The sequence below is a fragment of the Curtobacterium sp. MCLR17_039 genome (assembly GCF_003234745.1).
Lineage (GTDB): Bacteria > Actinomycetota > Actinomycetes > Actinomycetales > Microbacteriaceae > Curtobacterium > Curtobacterium flaccumfaciens.
On sequence record NZ_QKTF01000004.1, the window covers coordinates 50,165 to 74,792 of the forward strand.

Annotated in this window: 23 protein-coding genes and 1 tRNA gene; 11 read left to right on the plus strand and 13 right to left on the minus strand. The window is 70.7% G+C overall.

Going from position 1 to position 24,628, the window contains the following annotated elements; translation table 11 throughout:
• Nucleotides 1–125 precede the first annotated feature (125 nt).
• Nucleotides 126–572, minus strand: coding sequence for a DUF4383 domain-containing protein (locus DEJ00_RS18450; protein ID WP_027464950.1), 447 nt, complete (start codon nt 570–572; stop codon nt 126–128).
• A 241-nt stretch (nt 573–813) separates the two neighbouring features.
• Here DEJ00_RS18450 and DEJ00_RS05905 point away from each other — a divergent pair, with 241 nt between their 5' ends.
• Complete coding sequence (locus DEJ00_RS05905) at nt 814–1,713, plus strand: phosphatase PAP2 family protein (protein ID WP_181440090.1); 900 nt, start codon at nt 814–816, stop codon at nt 1,711–1,713.
• Between the two features lie 187 nt (nt 1,714–1,900).
• The gene (locus DEJ00_RS05910) at nt 1,901–3,040 is read left to right on the plus strand and encodes a CE1758 family FMN-dependent luciferase-like monooxygenase (RefSeq protein WP_027464948.1); all 1,140 of its coding nucleotides are present in this window, start codon (nt 1,901–1,903) and stop codon (nt 3,038–3,040) included.
• A 299-nt stretch (nt 3,041–3,339) separates the two neighbouring features.
• Here the strand turns inward: DEJ00_RS05910 and DEJ00_RS05915 are convergent, their stop codons facing one another.
• Together DEJ00_RS05915 and DEJ00_RS05920 are read right to left on the minus strand one after the other, a co-directional pair.
• Entirely contained in the window at nt 3,340–3,681 is a 342-nt protein-coding gene (locus DEJ00_RS05915; RefSeq protein ID WP_111056704.1) for a multidrug efflux SMR transporter, read from the minus strand.
• A gap of 1 nt (nt 3,682) precedes the next feature.
• Complete coding sequence (locus DEJ00_RS05920; protein ID WP_027464946.1) at nt 3,683–3,997, minus strand: multidrug efflux SMR transporter; 315 nt, start codon at nt 3,995–3,997, stop codon at nt 3,683–3,685.
• 106 nt (nt 3,998–4,103) lie between these two features.
• Between DEJ00_RS05920 and DEJ00_RS05925 the strand changes: the two genes are divergently transcribed.
• The 4 genes from DEJ00_RS05925 (at nt 4,104) to DEJ00_RS05940 (ending at nt 8,202) form a co-directional block, all read left to right on the plus strand.
• Entirely contained in the window at nt 4,104–4,682 is a 579-nt protein-coding gene (locus DEJ00_RS05925; protein ID WP_258373556.1) for a TetR/AcrR family transcriptional regulator, read from the plus strand.
• A gap of 188 nt (nt 4,683–4,870) precedes the next feature.
• Entirely contained in the window at nt 4,871–5,884 is a 1,014-nt protein-coding gene (locus DEJ00_RS05930; protein WP_111056706.1) for a permease, read from the plus strand.
• Entirely contained in the window at nt 5,871–6,761 is an 891-nt protein-coding gene (locus DEJ00_RS05935) for a TIGR03943 family putative permease subunit (RefSeq protein WP_111056707.1), read from the plus strand. The genes DEJ00_RS05930 and DEJ00_RS05935 overlap by 14 nt, the downstream gene beginning before the upstream one ends.
• Nucleotides 6,751–8,202, plus strand: coding sequence for a hypothetical protein (locus DEJ00_RS05940; RefSeq protein ID WP_146247878.1), 1,452 nt, complete (start codon nt 6,751–6,753; stop codon nt 8,200–8,202). The genes DEJ00_RS05935 and DEJ00_RS05940 overlap by 11 nt, the downstream gene beginning before the upstream one ends.
• Nucleotides 8,203–8,274: 72 nt before the next feature.
• Here the strand turns inward: DEJ00_RS05940 and DEJ00_RS05945 are convergent, their stop codons facing one another.
• The 4 genes from DEJ00_RS05945 to DEJ00_RS05960 all read right to left on the minus strand — a co-directional run bounded on the left by DEJ00_RS05945 (nt 8,275) and on the right by DEJ00_RS05960 (nt 11,922).
• Nucleotides 8,275–9,321, minus strand: a complete 1,047-nt coding sequence (locus DEJ00_RS05945) for an NAD(P)-dependent alcohol dehydrogenase (protein WP_071246224.1) — start codon at nt 9,319–9,321, stop codon at nt 8,275–8,277.
• 136 nt (nt 9,322–9,457) lie between these two features.
• Entirely contained in the window at nt 9,458–10,504 is a 1,047-nt protein-coding gene (locus tag DEJ00_RS05950; protein ID WP_111056709.1) for a glycerate kinase, read from the minus strand.
• Nucleotides 10,505–10,692: 188 nt separating this feature from the next.
• A complete protein-coding gene (locus DEJ00_RS05955) occupies nt 10,693–11,829 on the minus strand; it encodes an FAD-dependent oxidoreductase (protein ID WP_111056710.1) in 1,137 nt (378 codons plus the stop codon).
• A gap of 22 nt (nt 11,830–11,851) precedes the next feature.
• Nucleotides 11,852–11,922: transfer RNA gene (locus DEJ00_RS05960), tRNA-Gly, on the minus strand.
• A gap of 195 nt (nt 11,923–12,117) precedes the next feature.
• On the opposite strand from DEJ00_RS05960, the gene DEJ00_RS05965 reads away from it, so the two are divergent.
• On the plus strand, nt 12,118–13,227 hold the full coding sequence (locus tag DEJ00_RS05965) for a DUF6177 family protein (RefSeq protein ID WP_111056711.1): 1,110 nt from the start codon (nt 12,118–12,120) through the stop codon (nt 13,225–13,227).
• Entirely contained in the window at nt 13,217–13,564 is a 348-nt protein-coding gene (locus tag DEJ00_RS05970; RefSeq protein WP_027464937.1) for a hypothetical protein, read from the plus strand. The genes DEJ00_RS05965 and DEJ00_RS05970 overlap by 11 nt, the downstream gene beginning before the upstream one ends.
• Before the next feature lie 36 nt (nt 13,565–13,600).
• On the opposite strand, the gene DEJ00_RS05975 is transcribed toward DEJ00_RS05970, so the two are convergent.
• Both DEJ00_RS05975 and DEJ00_RS05980 read right to left on the minus strand, forming a co-directional pair.
• The gene (locus DEJ00_RS05975; protein WP_111056712.1) at nt 13,601–15,646 is read right to left on the minus strand and encodes a cytochrome c oxidase assembly protein; all 2,046 of its coding nucleotides are present in this window, start codon (nt 15,644–15,646) and stop codon (nt 13,601–13,603) included.
• Nucleotides 15,647–15,698: 52 nt separating this feature from the next.
• Complete coding sequence (locus tag DEJ00_RS05980) at nt 15,699–16,790, minus strand: GNAT family N-acetyltransferase (RefSeq protein WP_181440091.1); 1,092 nt, start codon at nt 16,788–16,790, stop codon at nt 15,699–15,701.
• An 83-nt stretch (nt 16,791–16,873) separates the two neighbouring features.
• Here DEJ00_RS05980 and dcd point away from each other — a divergent pair, with 83 nt between their 5' ends.
• From dcd to DEJ00_RS05995, 3 genes are all read left to right on the plus strand, one after another.
• Nucleotides 16,874–17,461, plus strand: a complete 588-nt coding sequence (gene dcd, locus DEJ00_RS05985; protein WP_027464935.1) for a dCTP deaminase — start codon at nt 16,874–16,876, stop codon at nt 17,459–17,461.
• A gap of 92 nt (nt 17,462–17,553) precedes the next feature.
• Nucleotides 17,554–18,069, plus strand: coding sequence for a helix-turn-helix domain-containing protein (locus tag DEJ00_RS05990; protein WP_181440092.1), 516 nt, complete (start codon nt 17,554–17,556; stop codon nt 18,067–18,069).
• On the plus strand, nt 18,066–18,413 hold the full coding sequence (locus DEJ00_RS05995) for a DUF86 domain-containing protein (RefSeq protein ID WP_027464933.1): 348 nt from the start codon (nt 18,066–18,068) through the stop codon (nt 18,411–18,413). Before DEJ00_RS05990 ends, DEJ00_RS05995 begins: the two co-directional genes overlap by 4 nt.
• A gap of 177 nt (nt 18,414–18,590) precedes the next feature.
• Here the strand turns inward: DEJ00_RS05995 and DEJ00_RS06000 are convergent, their stop codons facing one another.
• The 4 genes from DEJ00_RS06000 to DEJ00_RS06015 all read right to left on the minus strand — a co-directional run bounded on the left by DEJ00_RS06000 (nt 18,591) and on the right by DEJ00_RS06015 (nt 24,560).
• On the minus strand, nt 18,591–19,691 hold the full coding sequence (locus DEJ00_RS06000; protein WP_111056715.1) for a sugar-binding protein: 1,101 nt from the start codon (nt 19,689–19,691) through the stop codon (nt 18,591–18,593).
• Between the two features lie 62 nt (nt 19,692–19,753).
• Nucleotides 19,754–21,046 carry a multiple monosaccharide ABC transporter permease gene (gene mmsB / locus DEJ00_RS06005; protein WP_035807945.1) on the minus strand — a complete coding sequence of 431 codons (1,293 nt, stop codon included), beginning with the start codon at nt 21,044–21,046 and terminating at the stop codon, nt 19,754–19,756.
• Entirely contained in the window at nt 21,043–22,566 is a 1,524-nt protein-coding gene (gene mmsA / locus DEJ00_RS06010) for a multiple monosaccharide ABC transporter ATP-binding protein (RefSeq protein ID WP_051596601.1), read from the minus strand. The genes mmsB and mmsA overlap by 4 nt, the downstream gene beginning before the upstream one ends.
• A gap of 974 nt (nt 22,567–23,540) precedes the next feature.
• Nucleotides 23,541–24,560, minus strand: coding sequence for a LacI family DNA-binding transcriptional regulator (locus DEJ00_RS06015; protein WP_017886425.1), 1,020 nt, complete (start codon nt 24,558–24,560; stop codon nt 23,541–23,543).
• Nucleotides 24,561–24,628: the final 68 nt, after the last annotated feature.

Here is a 24,628-nt window from a genome sequence, read left to right on the forward strand (position 1 = left end):
ACCGGTCGGCGGACCTGAGCGGGGAGTCGTGACCGGACGACACCCCGCCGCCCGACTCCGCACACGACGACGCCCGCCTGCCGGAGCGGCAGACGGGCGTCGGGGAGTGCGGTCGAGCGGGTGCGTCAGGCGCGCGCCGCTCGCAGCGCGCGGAGGTTCTCCTTGTCGGCGCCGAGCGCGGTGAGCAGCAGGAGCACACCGACGACGGCGTGGAACACGTTGTCCGTGGTGTTGAGGGCGAAGACGTTGGCCGAGGTGTCGACGAAGACGAAGCCGTACACCGCGAAGACGACGAGCAGGACCCCGACGAGCAGGTTGCCGTTGCGTGATCCGACGGTGTTGCCGAGGCCGGTGATGAGCAGCACCGCGGCGAGCAGCACCCACACCAGGCAGAGCGCCGGGTTCACGCCGAACGCGTTCCACAGCATGCCGCCCTGGCGGTTGAAGAAGCCCGGGTCGCCGTCGGCGGCGAAGAAGAAGCCCAGGACGCCCCAGAGTGCGAGGACGCCGCCGGCCGTGAGTGCGAGACCCCGGTTCGGCGAGGCGATGATGCCCGGTTCCTTGATGGCCACTTCGGTTTCCTCCTCGTACACTGCCGACGCGACGTGCGTCGGTCCCGCGTGGTGCGACGGCCCGGCGGGGATCACCGATCCCCTCGTGTCAGCGCGCAGTGCACGGCCGACGGGGGTGCGGTTCCCAGCCTCCGGCCGGTGCTCCAACGGTATCGTGTCGGACCCCGACCGACCCAATCGCAGCGCCGCCGCCAGTCGTGCGACGAGCCCGACGACGACCACCCCGAGGAGGACCAGCCCGGTGACCTTGACACCCGAGCTCAGTGCATCCGAGTCGCGCGGACCGTGGGTCTCGCGGCGGGGGCGGTGGGCTGCGCTGGCGGCTCTGGGGTTCGTGATCGTGCCTCTCGTCTACGGGGTCGCGGTGCTGACCCCGGTCGGTCAGAAAGCGGAGGACGCCGCGCTCGGCGGGGTCCGGGAGTCCGACCTGTTCAGTTCGGACACTGCGCTCAACGTCATCTCGGTGCCGGTGATCCTGTTGCTCGTCGTCGTGATCGTCGCCGTGGCGTTCGCCAGACGGCGGCTCTCGGTGGGACTCGGCGCGGGGGTCGTGGTGCTCGCGTCGGCGGCTACCTCGACGCTCGTCAAGCGTATCGCCGTGCGCCCTGAGATCGCTCAGTCGACGACGCCGAACTCGTTCCCGTCCGGGCACGCGACGATCGCGCTGGCGGCGCTGTTCGCCGTCCTGATGGTCACGCCTCGTCGGTTCCGCCCGCTGGTGACCATCGTCGGTGCCGGGTACGCGGTCTTCGTGGCGAACCAGACCGTGGTCTACGGCTGGCACCGGGTCAGCGACATCATCGGTGCCTGCGCGATCGCGATGTTCTGGCTCGGGATCGTCCGCGCGGTCGGGCCCCGGGTCGACCGCGGGCTCCGGGGTGACCGTGACGGTCGGCGGGGGCCGCGGCGGGTGGTGAGCGTCGTGCTCGTCGTCGCGACCGGGGTCACGCTGGCGATCGGTGTCGCGGCGCTCGTGGTCGGCCTGACCGGCGGCGGCGCGCACGACCACGCTGCGATCCTGGTTGCGGGACGGCTGGCGTCCAGTGCGAGCGTCCTGGCGGTCGTGACGATCGTGTGGTTCCTCGACGGGATGCACCACGCCGCGCGCACCGACCCGGCCGCGCTGCCGGCCGCCGGCTGACACGGCCACGCTGCCGGCCGCCCGCTGACCCAGCCACGCTGCAAGCCGTCGGCTGACCCGGGAGCCGACTCGGGCCTCCAGGCTGCTTGTCCGACGGGCGTGAGCCTGGCGGGAATGCCACGCCGTGCGCTACGTTGTACCGAGCAAGTCGATGCAAACGCATCGAAATCGCGAAAGGCGGCGCATCATGCAGTTCGGCATCTTCACGGTCAGTGACGTCACGACCGACCCCACGACCGGCACCACGCCGGACGACACCCAGCGCGTCCGCGACATCCTGACGATCGCCGAGCACGCCGACCAGGCCGGGCTCGACGTCTTCGCGACCGGGGAGCACCACAACCCGCCGTTCGTGGCCTCGTCGCCGACCACGCTGCTCGCCTACCTGGCGGCGAAGACGAAGGACATCACCCTGTCCACGTCGACGACCCTGATCACCACCAACGACCCGGTGCGCATCGCCGAGGAGTACGCGATGCTCCAGGTCGTCTCCGACGGCCGCATGGACCTGATGATGGGCCGCGGCAACACCGGCCCCGTCTACCCGTGGTTCGGGCAGGACATCCGCCAGGGCGTCAACCTGGCGATCGAGAACTACGCACTCGTCCGCCAGCTGTGGGAGAACGACGTCGTCAACTGGCAGGGCAAGTTCCGCACGCCGCTGCAGGGCTTCACCTCGACCCCGCGTCCGCTCGACGGTGTCCCGCCGTTCGTCTGGCACGGTTCGATCCGCACGCCGGAGATCGCCGAACAGGCCGCCTACTACGGTGACGGCTTCTTCCACAACAACATCTTCTGGCCGATCCAGCACACCGAGCAGATGGTCGGCCTGTACCGCCAGCGCTTCGAGCACTACGGGCACGGCCGCGCCGACCAGGCGATCGTCGGGCTCGGTGGGCAGTTCTTCGCGCGGAAGAACTCGCAGGACGCGATCAACGAGTTCCGGCCCTACTTCGACAACGCCCCGGTCTACGGTCACGGCCCCTCGATGGAGGACTTCACCGCCCAGACCCCGCTCACCGTCGGTTCGCCGCAGCAGGTCATCGACCGGTACGCGGCGATGAAGGACCACGTCGGCCACTACCAGCGCCAGCTGTTCCTCATCGACCACGCCGGTCTGCCGCTCAAGACGGTGCTCGAGCAGATCGACATCCTCGCGACGGACATCGTGCCGGAGCTGCGCAAGCTGAACGACGAGGGTCGCCCCGCCGACGTCCCGTCGGACCCGCCGTCGCACGCTGCACGTGCCGCTGCCGCGATGGCGGCCGGCACGGTCGGCAGCGACCACGTCGCCGCCGAGGATGAGTGGACGGGCGCGTCCGTCTGACGCTCCCAGCGCTCCCAGCGCTCCCAGCGCTCGCATCGTGAGCAGGAATGGTCGGGTCCCGCGAGGTGACCCGACCATTGCTGCTCACCATGCGCGGTGGGCGCGGCCCCGAGCGTGCCGGGAGGTGGGCCCCATCCGCCGGTTCCGGCGTGACGCGCCAGCGGCACGACGGCCGTGCCGGGAGGGACGGTGCCAGCTGGCACCGGGCCTCCCGTCCGTCTCGGCGCGCGTCCTCGGGCCCGCGCCGACGTCACGGGGTCAGCGACACCTCACGGGGTCGCTGGTGCGTGAGCTGTCGCTCAGCGCGTGCGTTCGGCGGCGGGGCGGGCCGGCACCAGCTTGAGGCCCACGACGCACCCGACGATGCCGGCGATGAACAGCAGGCGCAGGACGGTGACGGGCTCCGCGCCGGTGGCCATGCCCCACAGCACCGTGAGCGCGGCGCCGGTACCGGTCCACACCGCGTAGGCCGTGCTGATCGGGATGTGCTTGAGGACGTAGCCGAAGGCGACCAGGCTGATCACGATCGTGACGGCGAACACGATCGTCGGTCGGAGCTCGGTGAAGCCGTCGCTCTCGCCGAGGGCGGTCGCCCAGACGGTCTCGAGCGCGGCGCTGACGAACAGGACGATCCACGCCACGTCAGCTCACCACCTTGAGGCCGATGACGCACGCCACCAGGCCGAAGACCAGGGCGAGGCGGGCGAAGGACGCGGCCTCCTGACGGCGCAGGATCGCGACGACCACGGTCAGGCTCGCCCCGATGCCGACCCAGACGGCGTAGGCGGTGCCGACCGGGATGCTCTTCATCGCGAACGCCAGCCCCACCATGCTCAGCGCCATCCCGGCGACGAACACGATCGTGGGGACGACCTTCTTGAAGCCGTTCGAGGCGCTGAGGGCGGTGGCCCAGACGGCCTCGAGCACGCCGCTGAGCACGAGGATTGCCCATGCCATGACGATGTCCTTTCCTGCTGGAGTCGTTCGTTCTCGTTGTCGTACGACTGTGCGACAACGACATCGACGGTAGCACGAGTTCGTACGACTGTGCGAGTATGGCGTCGTGGCCAGGAGCATGGACGTCGACGAACGGCGCCGCACCGTGTCCGAGGCGGCCTGCCGGGTCCTCGCCCGCGACGGCCTCGGAGCGCTGAGCGTGCGGAACGTCGCGGCCGAGGCCGGGCTGCCGCCGAGCACGGTCCGCTACACGTTCCCGACCCAGGCGAGCGTCCGTGAGCACACCATCACGCTCGTGTTCGACCGGATCCGCGAGCGCATCGACGCCATCCCGGCTGACCTCACGCCCGCCCGACGCGCACGCCGGATCGTGCTCGAGCTGCTGCCCCTCGACGAGGAGCGGGTCATCGAGCTCGAGGTCTACTTGGCACTCGGCAACGCCGCGCTCACCGACGTCGCGCTCCGGCCGACGCTCGACCGCACCGTCGCGGCGATGCGGACGTGGTGCGAGGAGATCCTCCGGTTGCTCGGCGTGCCGGCGGACGACCGGGAGTACGAGGCCTGCCGTCTGCACGCGCTCCTGGACGGGCTCGCGCTGCAGGTCGTCCGACTGGCTCCGGGGGAGTCCGGCGACTGGGCGATCGACGTGCTCGACCGACACCTGGACGGCGTCACCGCGGGCTGAGCGCGCGGCCCGCCCTCGCACCGTGCGAGGGCTGCGTGCGGGTCGTGCGAGGTTCCGTACTCGGTGGGAGGCTCGCGACCCCGCACCGAGTACAGAACCTCGCACCGAACGTTTCACCGGCCGTCCCCTCGCACGGTGCGAGGGTGCGCGCGCAGCCCCGGGCAGGACGCGTCACCTATCCTGTCCCGGTGACGACGACCACGCGGCCGCCGCAGCGCACTCGGAGCCTCACCGGCCCCGGTCTGGTGCTGCTCGCCGTCGTCGTCCTGCTCGGCATCCGGCTGTTCTCCCCGAGCATCGGGTCGACCGGGCTACCGGACGTCGTGCAGGACTTCCTCACGCTGGCGATCAGCGTCGTCGTCGAGTCCCTGCCGTTCGTGGTGCTCGGCATCGTGCTGTCGATCGTCGTCGAGGTCTGGGTGCCGGTCGGCGCGCTCGAGAAGGTCCTGCCGCAGAACGCCTTCGGCCGTCGCGCCGTGATCTCCCTGATCGGCATGCTGTTCCCGGTGTGCGAGTGCGGCAACGTCCCGCTCGCCCGAGGCCTGATGATGCGCGGGTTCACGCCGGCCGAGGCCGTCACGTTCCTCGTCGCGGCCCCGATCCTCAACCCGCTGGTCATCATCAGCACCGCGCAGGCGTTCGGCTGGTCCGGGTGGATCCTGCCGGTGCGCATCGTCGGCGGGTTCGTCATCGCGAACCTCGTCGGCTGGATCGTCGCCGCGCACCGCCGTCCGGCCGACCTGCTGCTCCCCGCCTTCGAGGCCCGGTGCCGCGCTGCCGTCGGAGCGCCCCGCGGCCTGCACCGCTGGCGGCAGAGCGCCGCGCAGTTCGGCGGCGAGACGGCGACGATGATGCCGGCGCTGTTCGTCGGTGCCGGCCTCGCCGCGGCGATCCAGGTCGCCGTGCCCCGCTCGACCCTGGTGGCCGTCGGCTCGAACCCGGTGCTGTCCGTCGCGGCGATGATGCTGCTGGCGATGACGGTGTCGCTCTGCTCGAACGTCGACGCCTTCTTCGCGCTGTCGTTCGCGTCGACGTTCCTGCCCGGGTCGATCACGGCCTTCCTGATCATCGGGCCGATCATCGACGTCAAGATGATCGCCCTGCTGCGCACGACGTTCCGGGTCCGCTTCCTGGTGCTGCTGTCCGTCGTGTGCGTCATGTTCGCCGGAGCCGTCGGGTTGGTGATGAATGTCCTCGTCTGATGCACGCAGCAACGCGGCCGCGTACCTGGGTCTCGGGTCGGTGCTGGCCGCGGCGCTCTGCACGCTGTGGCTCGCGCTGGTCGGGCACCTCGACCTGTACATCAACCCGCGGTACTCGGTGTTCACCGTCGTGCTCGCCGCCGTCGGTGTGCCCGCGTCGATCGCCGGACTGGTGGCCACCGCCCGCGGGTACGGCCACACGCACGGCGACGAAGCGGACGAGCACCCTGCGGACGAGCACGACGACGCCGATGCCCACGAGCACGAGCACGAGCACGAGCACGAGCACGAGCACGACGCCGACGCCCACGAGCCGCGCCCCGGCCGCGGTCGCGCCGTCCGCCTCGCCCTCGGCGGTGCCGCCGCCGTCGTCACGATCGGCGTCACGGTCGCGATGCTCGTCCTGCCGCCGACGACCCTGTCCGCCCGCACCGCCCAGCAGCGGAGCGTGGACTCCGCGACCCTGTCCAACGCGACCGGCTCCGAGTCCGCGGTGCAGCTGCTCGGCAGCGAGGGCGTCGACACCTCGAAGTACGGCGTCAAGGACTGGGCCGCGCTGATCCGGCAGACCACCGACACCACGGCCCTCGTCGGCAAGCAGGTCGAACTGTCCGGCTTCGTGGTGCCGGGCGACGACGGGTCCTTCACCCTCACCCGCTTCGTGATCAGCTGCTGCGCCGTGGACGCGCAACCGGTCGGCCTCGGCGTCGTGACCGGCGACGGCGACGGCACCGGGGCCGTCCCCGACGAGGGGCAGTGGGTCACCGTCCGCGGAGCCCTGGCCGCCAACCCGGACCAGTCCGCCGACGCCCGCATCGTCGTCAAGGCCGCGAAGATCACCGACATCGCGCAGCCCGAGGACCCGTATGAGTTCTGAGCGCCGCGGAGACCAGCGCCGCGAAGGCCAGCGCCGCGGAGACCAGCGCCGCGAGCGCCGCCCCGTCGCACACCGCTTCCACCGCCGGTACGTCGCCGTCGTGGTGGTCCTCGCCGTGGTCGCCGCGCTCGCCGTGGTCGTCGGCTCGCAGCAGGGCCCGCGGCTCCGCGACGTGTCCTACGACGCGACCGGTCTCGTCACGCGTCCGGCCCAGCGGGTGATCCTGACGGCGAACCAGGCGCTGCAGAAGGTCGCCGCCGCCGACGTACGGGTCAGCCCGGCTGCGCCGCACACCGTGACCTCGAGCGGCAACACGATCGCGGTCGAGTTCGCCGGACCCCTGGCCTACGACCGCGAGTACACCGTGACGGTCGCGGACGTCCGGGCACCCGGGCAGCGCGCCACGTCCGACCTGACGGCGGCGATCCGCACCGGCAGCACCGACGTGCTCGCACTCGTTCCGGGGCAGGCCGGGGCGAAGGACCGCATCGTCCGGCGCTCCCTCGACGCGGGCGGCGCCACGACGGTCTACGAGGGCACCGCGATCTCCGAGTACGCCCGGCTCGGCCGTTCCCTGGTGGTCGTGAGCGGCACGGACGCCAGCTCGTCCGTCGACATCGTGGCGCTGAGCGGTGGTGTGCAGGACGCCGACGCCCCCGTCGAACACCTCACCCTGCCGACCTCCGAGGGTCGGGTCACGGCGCTCCACGTCGCCGACGACGGTGCCTCGTTCGGGTTCGAGTACGCCGACACCTCGACCGGGCAGTCCCGGAACACCGGCCTGTACGTGGTCGACATGACGGGCACCCACATGCCCACGGCGATCGCGGCGAACGGCAAGCCGAAGACGGGCGCCGTGCCGATGACCGTCGGGCAGTGGGCCTACGTGCCGCGGACCGAGAGCGCCCTGGTCCGGACGGGCGGCGACGACCTGGTGCTCGTCGACATGAGCGGGCGGGCCGACCCGGTCCGGCTCGGCAGCGCCACCTACCTGCACGGCTTCGTCGGCACCGGCACCACGGCCGTCGTCGAGACGGGCACCGGTATCGAGCGGCTGGACCTGACCGACGGGTCGAAGTCGGCGCTGCAGGCGCCCGCCGCGAGCACCGATGCGGCCGTCCTCGGCCGCATCGCCCAGCTGTCCGACGACACGTACCTGCGGGTGCTGGGGGACGTGCGGTCGGACGGCACCATCGCGGCACGGATCGTGCGCGTGGACGGGGGACGGGCCTCCCGGCTGCCGGTGACGATCCCGGACGACGCGAGCGTCACCGCGGTCTGCCCGTCCCCGAACAGCCAGTTCGTCGCGGTCGCGACGAAGTCGGCGGCCGGCGAGCTCGTGAGCATCGTCGACGCGGCCTCCGGCGCGCTCGAGGCGAGCATCGACGCGGGCTCCGTCGACTGGTGCGGTGCGCTGCCGTCCGGTGACGAGGTCGGCTGACGGTCCGGAGACGACAGACGGGAGGCCCGGTACCAGCTGGTACCGGGCCTCCCGTCTGTCGTGTGGTGACGACTAGGCCAGCGTGGCCGCGTCGATCACGAAGCGGTAGCGGACGTCCGAGGACAGCACGCGCTCGTAGGCCTCGTTGATCTGGTCGGCGCTGATGAGCTCGGTCTCCGGGAGGATCCCGTGCTCGGCGCAGAAGTCGAGCATCTCCTGGGTCTCCTGGATGCCGCCGATGGCGGAACCCGCCCAGCTGAGCCGACGCGGGATGAGCGCGAAGGCCGGCACCTCGAGCGGCTCGGACGGAGCGCCCACGTTGACGAGCGTGCCGTCGACCTTGAGCAGGCCGAGGTAGGCGCCCATCGGGATCTTCGCCGAGACGGTGTTGATGATCAGCTCGAAGGAGTTCGCGAGCTTCTCGAACGTCTCCGGGTCCTTCGTCGCGTAGTGGGCCTTCGCGCCGTAGCGGAGCGAGTCCTCCTGCTTGGAGGTGGTCTGCGACAGGACGGTGACCTCGGCGCCGAGCGCGACGGCGATCTTGACGGCCATGTGGCCGAGCCCGCCCATGCCGACGACGGCGACCTTGGTGCCGGGACCGGCGTTCCAGTGGTGCAGCGGCGAGTAGGTGGTGATGCCGGCGCAGAGCAGCGGCGCGACCTTCTCGATGTCGAGCGACTCGGGGACACGGAGGACGAAGTCCTCGTTCACCACGACGGCCTGCGAGTAGCCGCCCTGGGTGATCGAGCCGTCGGCCGGGTCGACGCTGGCGTAGGTGCCGATGTTGCCCTTGAGGCAGTACTGCTCCTGGCCGGCGACGCAGTTCTCGCACTCGCCGCACGAGTTCACCATGCAGCCGACGCCGACGCGGTCGCCGACCTTGTGCTTGGTGACGTTCGCGCCGACCTCGGTGACGTGGCCGACGATCTCGTGGCCGACGACCTGCGGGTACTGGATGGGGCCCCACTCACCGCGGACGGTGTGGATGTCCGAGTGGCAGATGCCGGCGTAGGCGATGTCGATCGCGACGTCGTCCGGGCCGACGTCCCGACGGGTGATGGTGGTCTTGACGAGCGGCTCGGTCGCTGACGGTGCCGCGTACGCGTTGACGGTGCGCAATGATCTCCTCGTGGGGGTGGTGCGTTGCGGGCCGGTTCCGGCCCGGAACCAGTGTGCGCGCAGCCGCGGCCGGGTGGGAGGTACAACCAGGACACCCCTGTGCTCGCGGACGGGCGCGTCGCGGCGTTCTGCGCGCTCAGGCGAGCCGGGCCAACCGCTGCCCCGCGATCGTGGCGAAGCGCAGCGGGTCGGCGAGGGCGTCGTCGGGCTCGCCGGTGGTCTGCGTCGCGAGCACGGTGAGCGACGCGGCGGCCGCGTAGTCGTCGAGCGGGGCCTCGATCGCGCCCGCGACGAGCATCGAGCGGGCACCGGGAGCGTGCGCCGCGGTCAGGTCGCGGACCACCGAGGGCACCTTGCCGACGGCGCTCTGCCCGTCGAAGCACCCTTCGCCGCTGATCACCACATCGGCACCGTCGAGCAGCGCCGGCAGCCCGAGGACCTCGGCGACGGCCGCGGCCCCACCGGCGAGCGTGGCGCCCCACACCAGCAGGCCGAACCCGACACCGCCGGCGGCTCCGGCGCCCGGGGTGTCCGGGTCGACGTCGGGGAAGCGTGCGGCCCAGGTTGCGAGTCGGTCGTCGAAGGACGCCACGCGGTCGGGCGTGATGCCCTTCTGCGGGCCGAAGACGGCTGCGGCACCGGTCGGACCGAGCAGCGGAGAGGTCACGTCGGTGAGCACGGTGACACCGAGCGGGGGGAGCGCGCGGAGGCCGCCGGTGCCGGCTCCCCCGCTGTCGAGTCCGAGCGCCTCGAGCACCGGACGCCCGCCGTCGGTCGACGCGCTGCCCCCGATGCCGAGCACGAGCCCCGTCGCACCGGCGTCGAGCGCGGCGGCGATCGCTTCGCCGAACCCGCGGCTCGTCGCCGTGTCCGGCATCGGTGCGTCGAGCAGGGGGAGGCCGCTCGTCGCCGCGAGCTCCACCACCGCGCGGTCGTCGGGCAGCCGGAGCCAGTGGGTGTCGACCGGCGTGCCGGCCGGTCCGGTCACGGTGACGGGGACCCGGACTGATCCGGGGACGGCGGTCTCGAAGGCGTCGAGCGTGCCCTCGCCGCCGTCGGCCATCGGGACGAGCACCACGTCGTCGTCGGGGCGTTCGGTCAGCCAGCCGTCGCGGACCGCCGCAGCGATCGACGCCGCCGTCGCGGTGCCCTTGAACGAGTCCGGAGCCACGATGATGCGCACGGCTCCCACCGTAGCGGCCGAGCGCGAGACGCCGGCGTGTGCGCGTGGCGCCGGCGTGCGTGCGAGAGGCCGGCGTGTGCGCAGGACGCCTCGTTGTCCTCGAGACGCCTCCGGATCCGGCGGCGTCTCGACGCCATGGCGGCGTCGAACGAACACGCCGGCGTCTCGCGAACGACCGCGCGCTGGCCTCAGGGCGCGGGCACCGGCTCCGGCAGGGCGAAGCGCGGGTGCGGCGCCCCGCCCGTCGCGAGGTCCGCGAGCATCTCGCCGAGCAGCGGCGCGAACTTGAAGCCGTGCCCGGAGAACCCCGTCGCCACGGTCAGCGGCCCGACCCGGTCGATGACGAAGTCCTCGTCGGGGGAGTTGTCGTACAGGCAGCTGATGAACTCAGGCTTCGTCGCGTCGACCCCCGGCACGTACCGCGCGACGTACGCCTGCAGCCGCTCGGCCTCGGCAGGCACGGGCACGAAGTCCCGGTGGTCCGGGTCGACGACGGGGCCGGTGCCGTGGAACCCGACCTTGACGCCCTCGCCCGGCGTCAGCAGCCCGTACACGTCGTCGCCGTCGGCCCAGTGCACGAAGCTCGGCCAGGCCGCGTCCGGCAGGTGGCTGGGGAAGTGGGCCGGCTGCTCCTGGGTGACGCGGATGGCCGGGAGGCCCGCCCCGCGGCCGGCGAGCAGCCCGCCGACCAGCGTGGGGGCCCACGAGCCCACGGCGGCCACCACGGACGCGGTACGGACCGCGCTGCCGTCGGACAGCGCCACAGTGACGTCGTCACCGTGGTCCTCGAGCCCGGTGACCCGCGTGTCGAACCGCAGGTCGGCGAGACCGGTCCGTTCGGCCAGGGTCAGGAACACCTCGATCGTCCGGTCGGAGCGGATGCGCCCGGCGGAGGGATGGGTCAGCACGTGCCCCTCGAACGCGATGCCGGGCCAGCGCGCCGCCGCCTGGTCCGGGGTCAGTGACTCGTGTGGGATGTCCGCGTCGGCGAGGGCGGCGGCGATCGCGTCGACGACCTCGGGTCGACCGTGGTCGACGCCCCCCGTGCGGACGATGAGCTCCTCGCCGGCGGCGGCCTCGAGCGCTCCCCACAGTTCGAGCGCCCGGCTGATCAGCGTGACGTACTCGGGGTCGGCGTAGCCCTGCCGGAAGATCCGGGTCGCACCGTGCGAGGAACCGAGGTGGTGGCCGCGGGCGTGCTGTTCCACGAGCAGGACGCGCTCGCCGCGAGCGGTGAGCGAGTAGGCGGTCGCAGCGCCGACGACCCCGGCACCGATGACGACCACGGGTGCGATGTGTTCCGGGGAACCGGGAGAGGAGGACATGCGGCGAGCGTACGTCCGACGGAGCGAGTGACGGGAATCGAACCCGCGCTACCAGCTTGGGAAGCTGGAGTTCTACCATTGAACTACACTCGCGCGCCCCGCAGAACGGGACTCGGCAAGCCTAGCGGATTCTCGCCTGGAAGCCAGCCGACCGCGCACCGTACGCCGTCTCGCCGGCGCGTGTCGCGCCTCCCGAGTCTCCGCTGTGAGGGTGCGAGCCTGACGGACAGGTGTCGCCCCCGTGTGTACCGTCCAGGGAGTTCCAGCCCCGAACCGAGGAGGACCCGGATGGTCAGGCATCCCCTCATCGACGACGTGGTCGGCTCGGCGATCGTGGTCGAGTCCGCCTCGCCCGTCGTGTGGCTGACCGATGCGCTCGCCTCGCTGCTCCGCCGGTCGGCGGACGCCGGACGGACGGTCGTGCTCCGCACCGGCCGGGCCGCGGCGATCACCCCGGCTCTCCGGCACGCGCTCGGCGCGTACGGCGCCGCGTGGGCGGTGTCCGACTTCGACGGCACACTGCGTGACGGCCGGACCGGCGTCGCCGCATCGGACATCGAGGACTTCGTGCACCGAGGCCCCGAACTCGTGGGCACGCCGTCGCCCGAACACCCGGTCTCGGCTGACTCGGTGCGACAGATCAGCATCGACCTGACCCTCCGGCACCACCCCGGCCGTGCGGTCGACATGGGCTCCGCGATCGAGGCGTTGTGCCACACCGTCGGCACCTGCCCGACCCGGTGGGGCACCGCCGAACCGCTGACCGTGCCGTGGGACCGCTGGGTCGTGACGCAGTACGCGAAGCACGAGGCGCCCGGGATCTCGACCTCGTACGCCGTCGGCGAGGGGTTCTCCGCGACGATGACCGCGCACCTGGTCGGCGGGGTCGTCGTCGAGACGATGTCCGCCGTGCTCACCGTGCCCGAGGAGAACACCGACCCGGGGCTGGCGAACCGGATGTTCGACGCCGTGCAGCGGGTCGCCGACCAGGTCGTCCCCGTGTTCGGCGTGGTCATGCAGCGCCGCGGGGACGCCGACCACCTGGTGCGGGCCGTCTCGCACGGCGAACCGTCGCCGCTCGCCGTCGTCGTGGGCCCCGAGGCCGCGGGCTTCCTGGACCGCGACGGCGTCTGGCCGCCGCCGCGCACCACGACCGCGACCTTCGCGGCCGGCTCCGGCTCGGCCGCTCGTCCGGGTGCCGACGCGACCGACGACGGTGGGATGATCGTCCGCTTCGAGGACGGCTGGGAAGCGCTCGAGTCGTTCCTCGACCGCATCGACGAGGACCGCTTCCTGCAGCTGGTCGGCGGCGCACCGCTCGACCCCGCGCACGACGAGGGCACGCTCGACGGCCACGTCCGCGACGACCGGATGGTGGGCGGTCACGGTGCCGCGTGACGTCACCATCCTCTGCCGTCAGCCGGTCGAGACGCGCGAGGTGGCGGAGGCGCTCCTGCTGCACGACGAGACCTGGGGCGTCCGGGCGCTCGACGACGGCCCGATGATGCAGGTCTGCCGTGACGCCACGCACCCGGTGATCACCGTGCTCGGCGTGCGCCGGGTGGACTCCTTCGACGAGGTCGAGCGGATCCTGCCGGACGCCCCGACCCTGGCGACGCCGCTGTGGTGGGTCGACACCGTGACCCCCGCGGGTCCCGACGGGGAATCGGGGATCTCGGCCGCCCTCGAAGCCGCGATGGACCTCGACGCGGTCTGCATCGTCCACGGGGACTGACCGCGGTCGTTCCAGCCGTGTGGCCGGTACCGCGGGTCAGTCCCGCTTGCTCATCGCGGCCAGGCGCTCGTTGTAGGCCTTGAGGTCGGCGTCGCCGTCGCGGTCGGCCTTGCGGTCCAGGCGCTTCGCGTCGCGCTTGTCCGAGCGCATCCAGTTCCGGACGACGAGCAGGGCGACGAACACCATCGGGAGCTCCGACGCACCCCAGGCGATGCCGCCGCCGGTGTGCTGGTCGTCGAGCAGTGCGGCGTCGTTCGTCTGGCCCAGCGCGTGGAACCAGTCCACCGCGAACACCGACTGCGACGTCATGACCGCGACGCCGAAGAACGCGTGGAACGCCAGGGTGGCCAGCAGGGTGATGATGAGCATCGGGTACGGCGGGCGCTGCGGGCCCGGGTCGACGCCGACGAAGACCCAGAAGAACAGGTAGCCGCTCAGGACGAAGTGGATGATCATCGCGACGTGCCACTCGTGCGACTGCATCGCGGCCTGGTACGCCGGTGTGAAGTAGAAGACCACGAGGGACCCGGCGAAGATGATGCCCGCGACGGCTGGCTTGCCGAGGAACTGCATCCAGCGGGAGTGCACGAAGAGCATGAGCCACTCGCGGGCGCCGCGTGAGCCGTCGTTCCGGACCGGCAGGGTTCGGAGCGCGAGCAGCACCGGGCCACCGAGCACGAGCGGCAGCGGGACGAACATCATCAGCAGCATGTGCTGGAGCATGTGCGACGAGAAGTGGATCATGCCGTAGACGGCGGGGCCGGCCGAGGTGGTCCAGATGAACAGGGCGCAGCCGATCAGCCAGGCGATGGTGCGACCGACGGGCCAGGCGTCGCCGCGCTTCCGGAGCTTGCGCACCGCCAGCAGGTACCAGACGGCCCCGACGACGGCCAGGCCGAGCCACACCCAGTCGATGTGCCACTGGGTCAGGTAGGTCTGCGTGGTCTGTGCCGGCGGGAACGGGAACCCGATCAGGCCGGAGCGGGTGTCCTCGCCCGTCGCGGGGGTCTGCGGGATCGGCGGCTGTGAGCGGGACACGGCGACCGAGACGCCGATCGCCACCGACATGAACACGATCTCGGCCAGCGCGAACCGGGTGAACAGGCGGCGGTCGAGCGGCGCGCGGAGGAGCCCGGGCACGAGCTTCCGGCGCTGCACGATGCCCGCGACACCGAGCAGTACGAGGATGAGCGCCTTGACGGTGATGAGCCAGCCGTACGTCGTCGTGACGAGGTCGAGCGGGCCGGTCAGACGCAGCGATGCGTTGACGATGCCGGAGAACGCCACGGCCCCGAACGACCAGCCGGCGAGCGTCGAGTACCGGGCGATCACGCGTCCGGTCGCGCCCTTGGTGCGGGTGCGGAGCAGGACCACGGCGACCAGGCCGCCGGCCCACACGCACACCCCGACCAGGTGGATCGCGAGCGAGTTCACCGCGTTCGCGTGCTCGAGCGACCCGGCGGCGTGGCCGGACAGGGCCAGGGGGAGCAGGGCGAACAGGCCGATCACGGTGGCGAACGCCAGGGTCGTCACCCGGGTGGCGAAGGCAGCGACCACCGTGGCGACCAGGATGGCGGCAGCCGACACCACGAGCGCCTGGCCGATCTCGACCTGGAACGCGAAGAGCATGAAGTTGCGGGCGAACACCGGGCTGGTGAGCGGGACACCGAGGGTGTTCGCGCCGGTCAGGACGATGCTCACCGCGGCGGCCAGGAACCAGACGGCGCCGGTTGCCGCGGCCCACCGGGTGGCCCGGTGCTGCACGCTCGACAGGGCGCCGTGGTCCTTCTTCTGCGCGGGCAGCGCGAACGCCGCGACGATGAGGAGCCCGATGGTCAGCGCCGCCATCGTGTCGTGCACGACGCGGGCGATCGGCAGGCCGTACTCGACGACGTCGCCGGCGGACACCAGCTGCTGACTCGCGCTGAAGGCACCGGTGATCGTCAGCCCGAGGATCGAGCACGCGACGGCGAGCGGGATCGCGATGACGAGGACCGTCGCGACGGTGGACGAGCGCCCGGTGGTGGGGGCGGCGTCCGGCGCTGACCCGGTGGGCTGGGTTTCGGGTGACGTGACGGTCATGACCGTCCAATGGTAGGCGTGCCGGCTGGCAACCGGCCCCTCGGATGCGCGCTCAGACCCGCCGTTCCCAGATGCCCTCGCAGCCGACGCCGACGAACCCGACGGCCTCGTTCACGTCGAGCATGTGGCGGTTCTCCTCCGCGTTGAACGTGATGATCGAGGGACGCCCCGGGAACCGCCACTCGAGCTCCTCGATCCCGACGACCTTGAGCAGCCAGCCGAGCCGGTGGCCACGATGTTCGCGGAGCACCAGGGTGTCCCACTGCTGAGCCGGCCGCGCTGGGTCGTTCGGCACGGACAGCTGCGTGAAACCGGCCAGGGTGGCCGTCGGCAGGTGCTCCACGGCGACGGTGAGCAGGGTGCGCGGTGCCCGGGCGAGCTCGTCCTCGTGCTCCCGGAGTCGTTCGGCGGTCCAGACGTCCTCGGGCTCCTCCATGTCCCCGGCGGGCGCGTCGGTGCTCATCCGGGTCTCGAGCAGGGCGATGCCGTCGAGCCACTGCTCCGGCGTGCGGCCGGTCCAGGCGTGTACGCGGTACTCCGGACCGGCGGCAGCAGATGCCCGCTCGTGCAGTCCGCGCACCACGGATGCGTCGGCGGGCAGCGGGAGCCGACTGATCCGGTTCACCTGGCCGAAGTGCCAGCCGCGGGCGGTCAGGAACCGCACCCCGGCCTCGTCCTCCGGGACGGCGCCGAACCCCGTCGGGGCCTGCACGAACCCCGGCCCGGAGGCGCTACCGACCTGCCGCGAGACGGCGTACGTCTTCCACTGCGTGCGGCCGTCAGCGCGAGCCATCGACTCCAGGTGATCGGCGAGCAGCGTCCCGACGCTGCGGCGCTGATGGCCGGGAACGACGCCGACTGACAGCCAGCAGTTGGTGGTGCCGGGCTCCTGCTTCGTGTCGTACGAGCCGGCGCCGACCACGGAGCCGCGATCGTCACGGGCGACGACGAGCCGGCTCGGAGCGCCCGGCTCGCGGCACAGCGGCAGGTACTCCTCTGGTGTCCACGCCAACTCGTGCAGCCCGTGCACGGCGGCTTCGGCCGCGTCGGACACCGCGAGCCACTCGGCGAAGGTCGCGACGACCGCCGGGTCGTCGTCCATGGTGGCGGGCACCGTGATCTCGTCGACGGTGTACGTGGTCATCACTGCTCCGAACGCCGCCCGCCCGGGTGGTGGGCAGCCTGGCAGCATACCGGCGCGACGCCCGCTGCCGCTAGGCTTCGTCCGTGCTGCTCTCCGACCGCGACATCACCGCCCAGCTCGCCGAAGGCCGGATCGGCCTCGACCCGTACGACGCCTCGCTCGTGCAGCCGTCGAGCATCGACGTCCGGCTCGACAAGTTCTTCCGGCTGTTCGACAACCACAAGTACCCGCACATCGACCCCGCGGTGGACCAGCCCGACCTCACCCGCCTGGTCGAGACCGACCCGGACGAGGCGTTCGTGCTGCACCCGGGTGAGTTCGTCCTCGGCTCCACGTTCGAGGTCGTGACGCTGCCCGACGACATCGCGGCGCGGCTCGAGGGCAAGAGCTCGCTCGGTCGCCTCGGCCTCCTGACCCACTCGACCGCGGGCTTCATCGACCCCGGGTTCTCCGGGCACGTGACGCTCGAGCTGTCGAACGTGGCGACGCTGCCGATCAAGCTGTGGCCGGGGATGAAGATCGGGCAGCTCTGCTTCTTCCAGCTGTCGAGCCCGGCCGAGAAGCCCTACGGTTCCGCCGAGTACCAGTCCCGCTACCAGGGTCAGCGTGGCCCGACCGCGTCCCGCTCGGCGCAGAACTTCCACCGGGCGGACGTCTCCGACCCGCGCTGACGAGCGCCGGACCGTCCCGTTCCGTCCGGCCTTGCACAGACCCCTCGGTTCCACCAGCAGACGAAATGTCGCATGCTGTGTATCGTTGCAGCATGTCCGCTGTCCCCCCACGGTCCGCCCCGCCACTGTCGGCCGCGGTGCTCATCCGCGACGCCCGTGAACGCGCCGAACTGACCCAGGTCCAGCTCGCCCAGCGCGCCGGCGTCACGCAGAGCGTCATCAGCACCTACGAGAACGGTCGGCGGGAACCGTCGCTCGCCGCCCTGCAGCGGATGCTCCGGGCGGCGGGCTTCACGACGACGATCGACCTGCAGCCGGTCGAGGAACCCCAGCCGCTCCTCGAACGGGTGGTCGCCGCCCGGCAGGACCTCGTCGACATCGTGCAGCGGTTCGGCGGGCGGAACCCCCGGATCTTCGGCAGCGTCGCCCGGGGTGAGGACGGCCCGGAAAGCGACGTCGACCTGATGGTCGACGTCGACGCGGGGCTCGGGATCTTCGCGCTCATGCGGATCCAGGACGCCGCCGAGCGGTTGCTCGGCGTCCGCGTCGACGTGGTCGACGCCGCGGGCATGCGCCCCGGGGTCGTCCGGACCGCGGTGCCGCTGTGAGCGCCGAGCCGGGCGTCCGCCGTGCCGTCGGCGACCGCCTCGACGACGTCATCCGGGCCTGCGAGGCGATCCGGCGCTACGTCGACGACGAGCGGCTGCCCGAGGACCTGGTGCACGACGCGGTCCGGATGCGCCTGGTCGAGATCGGTGAGGCCGTGCGGGTGCTCCCGGTCGGGGTCACCGCGAGCGAACCCGGCATCCCGTGGTCGCGCGTGTCCGACCTCGGGGAGCGGCTGACCCGGCGGTACTTCGACACGACGCGTGCGCTGGTGTTCGGCACCGCCCGCACCGACGTCCCGCACCTCGCCGACGCCGCGCGCCGGTTGCGCGCTGCCCACCCCTGACGGACGCGGGCACGGACCGGGCGCGGCCACGTGCCCTGGGCGGACCACATGCCGGACTGGAGGCACGGATCACGACGTGCACCGAGCCTCCCGTCCGCCGTGTGGCCGGCCGCAGGACGACGCAGGACGGCCCCGTCTCGCCGAGGCGAGACGGGGCCGTCCGTGGTGCTGGGGAGATCAGCCCTTCTTGGCGAGCTCCTCGAGGGTGTCGTTGCCCTTGTAGGCCTCGACGGCGTTGTCCTTGGTGACCAGGACCGGCGTGAGCTCGATCGCGGGGACCGTCTTCTTGCCGTTGTAGTTGTTCGTCTTGTCCATCTTCGTGTCGGGCTTGTCGCCCTTCGACAGCGTGGAGACGAGGTCGACGGCCGCCTGGGCCTCCTTCGACGTGTCCTTGAAGATCGTCGAGTACTGCGTGCCCTGCATGATGAGCGGGATGGACGCGGTCTCCGAGTCCTGGCCCGTCACGACGGGGTTGTCCTTGCCGGCGGCCTTGGTCGCGGTGAGGATCGCACGGGCGAGGGTGTCGTTCGGCGACAGGACGCCGTCGAGCTCGGTGTCACCCGTGTAGTACTGCGAGAGCAGGTCGGTCATGCGCGACTGGGCCTTCTGCGCGAGCCAGCCCTGCGTGACGACCTTCTGGAACGTGGTCTGACCGGAGACGACCTTGATCGTGCCGTCGTCGATCTTCGGCTGCAGGACGTCCATCGCACCGTTGAAGAACACGGTCGCGTTGGCGTCGTCCGGCGAACCGGCGAAGAGCTCGACGTTGTACGGCTTGTCGCCCTTCTTCTCCTCGAGGCCCTTGAGCAGCGCCTCGGCCTGGAGCTGGCCGACCTTGAAGTTGTTGAACGCCACGTAGTAGTCGACGTTCTTCGTGTTCAGGATGTTGCGGTCCCAGGCGATGACGACGGCGCCACGGTCCTTGGCGGACTTGACCTGCGCGGTCAGCTGCGAACCGTCGGCGGCACCGATGATGACGGCCTTGGCGCCCTTGGTGATCATGCCGGAGATCTGCGACTGCTGGTCGGGGACCGGGTTGCCGGCGTTGGCGTACTGGATGTCGGCCTTGAAGCCGGCGTCCTCGATCGACTTCTTGAACGCGGCACCCGCGAGGACCCAGTTCTGCGAGGTCTTGGCCGGCAGGGCGACGCCGATGAGGTCGCCCTTCTTGATGCTGCTGGTGCTGCCGGCGTCGTCGGACGAGCGTGCCGAGCAGCCGCTGAGGGCGAGGCCCGCGATGAGCGCCAGGCTGAGGCCGGCGACGATCTTCTTGCGCATGTGATTGCTTTCTCTTCGTTGAGGAGGTGTGGGGCCGGAGCCCCGCTGTGGGGAGGGGTGAACTAGGGGAGGGTGATCTTGTCCGGCTGGTCCTCGATGGACCGCGGCTGCTGGGCGGCCACCGTGTTCTGCTCGGTGTCCTTCCGCTGGAACTGCCGCATCATGCCGCCGATCAGCGACGGGCGTCCCTGCGACTTCGAGTAGACGTCGAAGGCGACGGCGACGAGCAGGACCAGGCCGCGGATGATCTGCACCTGGTTGGACTCGAGGCCCATGAGCTGCAGACCGTTCGACAGCAACGCCATCACGAGACCACCGATGATCGAGCCGGAGATCGTGCCGACACCACCGGCGACCGCCGCTCCACCGACGAACACGGCGGCGATCGCGTCGAGCTCCCAGCCGGTTCCGTCCGCGGGGCCCGAGGCGCCGGAGTAGGCGACGAACACCATGCCGGCGATCGCGGCGAGGACCGACATGTTCATCATGACGAAGAAGTTGACCCGGCGCGCCGAGACGCCGGACAGGACGGCTGCGTTCGCGTTGCCACCCACGGCGTAGACCTGGCGACCGAAGATCGTGTTCTTCGTGACGAAGCCGTAGACGATGGTCAGGACACCGAGGATGATCGCGACGATCGGGACCGAGGTGCCGACCGGACCGGCGCCGAACAGGTACGTGGCGACGAGCGTGACGGCGACCAGGATGCCGGTGCGGACGATCGAGACCCACAGCGGCGGGACCTCGGCCTGCATCTTCCGACGCCGGGCACGGCCACGGGCCTCGATGATGATGAGCGCGAGGATCGTGACGAGGCCGATGAGCAGCGTGCCGTTGCTGAAGCCGAAGTCGGGGCCGAAGTCACCGAGGAAGCCGGCGCCGATCGGGGTGAAGGCGTCCGGGACGGGGACCGACGTCGAGTTGCCGATGATCTGGTTCACACCACGGAAGATGAGCTGACCGGCCAGCGTCACGATGAAGGCCGGGACCTTCACGAACGCGACCCAGAAGCCCTGCCACGCACCGATAAGGGCACCGCACGCGAGACCCAGGATGATGGCGGCCCACACCGGGAAGTCCCACACGGCCATGGACTGCGCCACGACGATGCCGACGACCGCTGCGACCGACCCCACCGACAGGTCGATGTGCCCCGCGATGATGACCATGACCATGCCGAGCGCCAGGATCAGGATGTAGGAGTACTGCAGGAACAGGTTGATGACGTTGGTCGGCTCGAGGATGAGCCCGTTCGTCGTGATCGAGAAGAAGATCAGCAGCACGATGAGCGCGATGATCATGCCGTACTGGCCGATGCTGTTGCCCTTGCCGAAGAGCAGTTTCAGGTTGTTCATGAGGCGGTGGCGCCCTTCCGCGCGGAGGTCATGCTGCGCATGAGCGATTCGGGATCGGCCTGGTCGGCCGGGAGGTCAGCGGTGATCTGGCCCTCGAAGATGGTGTAGATCCGGTCGGAGAGACCGAGGAGTTCGGGGAGCTCGGACGAGATGAGGATGATGCCCTTGCCCTCGGCGGCGAGCTGCTGGATGATCCCGTAGATCTCGAACTTGGCGCCCACGTCGATGCCGCGGGTGGGCTCGTCGAGGATCAGGATGTCCGGGTCGGTGAACATCCACTTGGACAGGACGACCTTCTGCTGGTTGCCACCGGACAGCTTGCCGACGTTGTCCTCGACGCTCGGCACCTTCGTGCGGAGCATCTTGCGGTACTTCTCGGCGACCGAGTACTCCTCGAGCGAGTCGACGACACCGGCCTTCGAGATCTTCCGCAGGTCGGCGGCGACCGTCGAGCGCTTCACGGTGTCGAGCAGGTTCAGGCCGAGCGCCTTGCGGTCCTCGGAGACGTAGCCGAGGCCGTTCTCGATCGCCTGCTGGACGTTCGTGACCTTGATCTCGCGGCCGTCCTTGATGATCTGGCCGTCGAGCCAGGTGCCGTACGAGCGACCGAACAGGCTCATCGCGAGCTCGGTGCGTCCGGCGCCCATCAGGCCGGCGAAGCCGACGATCTCACCGCGGCGGACGTGGAAGTTCGAGGCCTTGCAGACCAGACGCGACGAGTCGAGCGGGTGCTGCACGGTCCAGTTGCGGACCTCGAAGAAGGTCTCGCCGATCTTCGGGGTGCGGTCGGGGAAGCGCGACTCGAGCGAGCGGCCGACCATGCCGCGGATGATGCGGTCCTCGTTGACGCCGTCCGCCTTGACGTTGAGCGTCTCGATGGCCTTGCCGTCACGGATGATCGTGATCTCGTCCGCGATCTGCTCGATCTCGTTGAGCTTGTGGCTGATGATGATGCTCGCGATGCCCTTGGCCTTCAGCCCGACGATCAGGTCGAGCAGGTGCTGCGAGTCGTTCTCGTTGAGCGCGGCGGTCGGCTCGTCGAGGATCAGGAGCTTGACGTCCTTGTGCAGGGCCTTCGCGATCTCGACGAGCTGCTGCTTGCCGACACCGAGGTTCTTGATCTGCGTGTCCGGGTCGTCGGCCAGGCCGACGCGGGCGAGCAGGTCCTGCGCACGCAGCTGCGCGGCGGTCCAGTTGATGACGCCACCGCGGCTCGGCTCGTTGCCCAGGAACAGGTTCTCGGTGATCGAGAGCTCCGGGATGAGCGCCAGCTCCTGGTGGATGATGACGATGCCGGCCTGCTCGGACTGCTTGATGTTCGAGAAGCGGACTTCTTCGCCCTCGTAGACGATCTCGCCGCTGTAGGTGCCGTACGGGTAGACGCCCGACAGGACCTTCATCAGGGTCGACTTGCCGGCGCCGTTCTCGCCGCAGATCGCGTGGATCTCGCCGGCACGGACGCTGAGGGAGACGTCGGCCAGCGCCTTCACACCAGGGAACTCCTTGGTGATCGAGCGCATCTCGAGGATCGTCTCGGGTGCGGTGATCGACCGGGTCTCGAGGCCGGTGTCGATCGGGGTTGACGCCACAGTGCATCTCCTTCTGCCGCTTCGGTGCGGCAGTGTGTTCGGGTGGTTCTGCTGCGGCAGCGAAAGCACAGGGGGCCTGTGTGGACTTCGTTGTCGCGTCCGGATCCGGCTCGGTGTGACGCTCATGTGAACGGTCACATCGGCTGGACGGAGGCAATTTACGCACAGCCTCGGTGCGGCTGTCAATTCGGATTGGTCGCGTTTTCGTAACGGCGTGCGTGATCCGGAGGGAACGTCCCCCGGGTTGGGGCCAGGGGGCTCGGGAACGGGCGTTTCGTTGCGTGGATCCGCATGCGCGGACGGGAGGCCCGTGGCGGGCCGGCTACGGGCCTTCCGTCCGCTTCGTGGTCGCGTTCGGAGCCGCGCACGCCGGTGCGCCGCGGCCGTGCGGTTCCGGGCGTGGCTGGTGCTTTCGGGCGTACCTGGTCGAAAGTTCGTGGCAGGTATGCCCGTTCGTGGCAGGTACTCCGCGGCGGCCGGATCGTTCCGGGCGTACCTGGTCGTTCCGGGCGTACCTGGTGTCTTCGGGCGTACCTGGGCAGAAGTTCGTGGCAGGTATGCCCGTTCGTGGCAGGTACTGCGGGGCGGCCGGGTGGTTCCGGGCGTACCTGGTGGTTCCGGGCGTACCTGGTGCTTTCGGGCGTACCTGGTGTCTTCGGGCGTACCTGGTGTCTTCGGGCGTACCTGGTGCTTTCGGGCGTACCTGGTGTCTTCGGGCGTACCTGGTCAGAAGTTCGTGGCAGGTATGCCCGTTCGTGGCAGGTACTGCGGGGCGGCCGGGTGGTTCCAGGCGTACCTGGTCGTTCCGGGCGTACCTGGTGCTTCCGGGCGTACCTGGTCGGAAGTTCGTGGCAGGTGTGCCCGTTCGTGGCAAGTACTCGGGGCGTTTCGCGGTCCGAGGTGCGTCAGCGCGTGCGGGGTGCGCTGGTGGAGGCGCGCACGACCAGCTGCGGGACGATGTCGATCGGGCGGAGCAGTTCGCCCTCACTCGGCAGCAGCAGGTCCACGCAGCGACGCCCGAGCTCGGCGAAGTCGACCTGCACCGTGGTGAGCGGCGGCCAGAAGTGCTTCGCCTCGGGGATGTCGTCATAGCCGACCACGGACAGGTCGCCCGGGACGTCGAGCCCGTACGAGCGTGCCGCGTGCATCACCCCGAGCGCCATCTGGTCGTTCGAGCAGAAGATCGCGGTGCAGTCCCGCCACCGCAGCAGCTCACGGCCGGCGTGGTAGCCGAAGTCGGCGGTCCAGTCGCCCAGGATCGGCGGCGCGACGGCCATGTCGCGGTCGGACATCTCGCGTAGGAACCCCTGCATGCGGGCGTCGGCCTCGATCCAGTCCTGTGGTCCGGCGATGTGCCGGACGTACTCGTGCCCCAGGTCGAGGAGATGCGCGGTCGCGAGTCGTGCGCCCTCCATCTGGTCCACCCACAGCGCCGTCGGATCCTCGCCGACGCTGGCGCGCATGGTGACGTACGGGGTGCGGATGCCGAGCTCCGCGATCAGGTCGAAGACCCGCTGCTGAGGTGCGATGACGACGATGCCCTCGACGTCGAGGTCGAGCAGGTGCCCGAGTCCCTCACGCACGGCGGCATCGGTCGCCTCGGCGATGTTCGCCGTCGTGACCGAGTAGCCGCGGAGCATCGCGGCGTCCTCGATCGCCTGCAGTGCCACGGCGGGACCGTAGTGGGCGCGGCGGGCTGTCAGGACGCCGATCGTGTGGGTCCGGCTCGTGACCAGGGCGCGTGCGGCCCGGTTCGGCCGGTACTGCAGCTGCTCCATGGCCGCCAGGACCTTGTCGCGTGTCTCGGCCCGGATCGCATCCGAGTTGTTCAGCACCCGCGAGACGGTCTGGTGCGAGACGCCCGCGATCCGTGCGACGTCACGGATGCTGGGCGAACGCGGTTGCTGTGTCCGCGATGACGCCATTGCTGCTCGTTTCCGCCCGGGCGTCGTGGCACATCGATGTGCACGTTCACATTCCGGGCCAGATCATT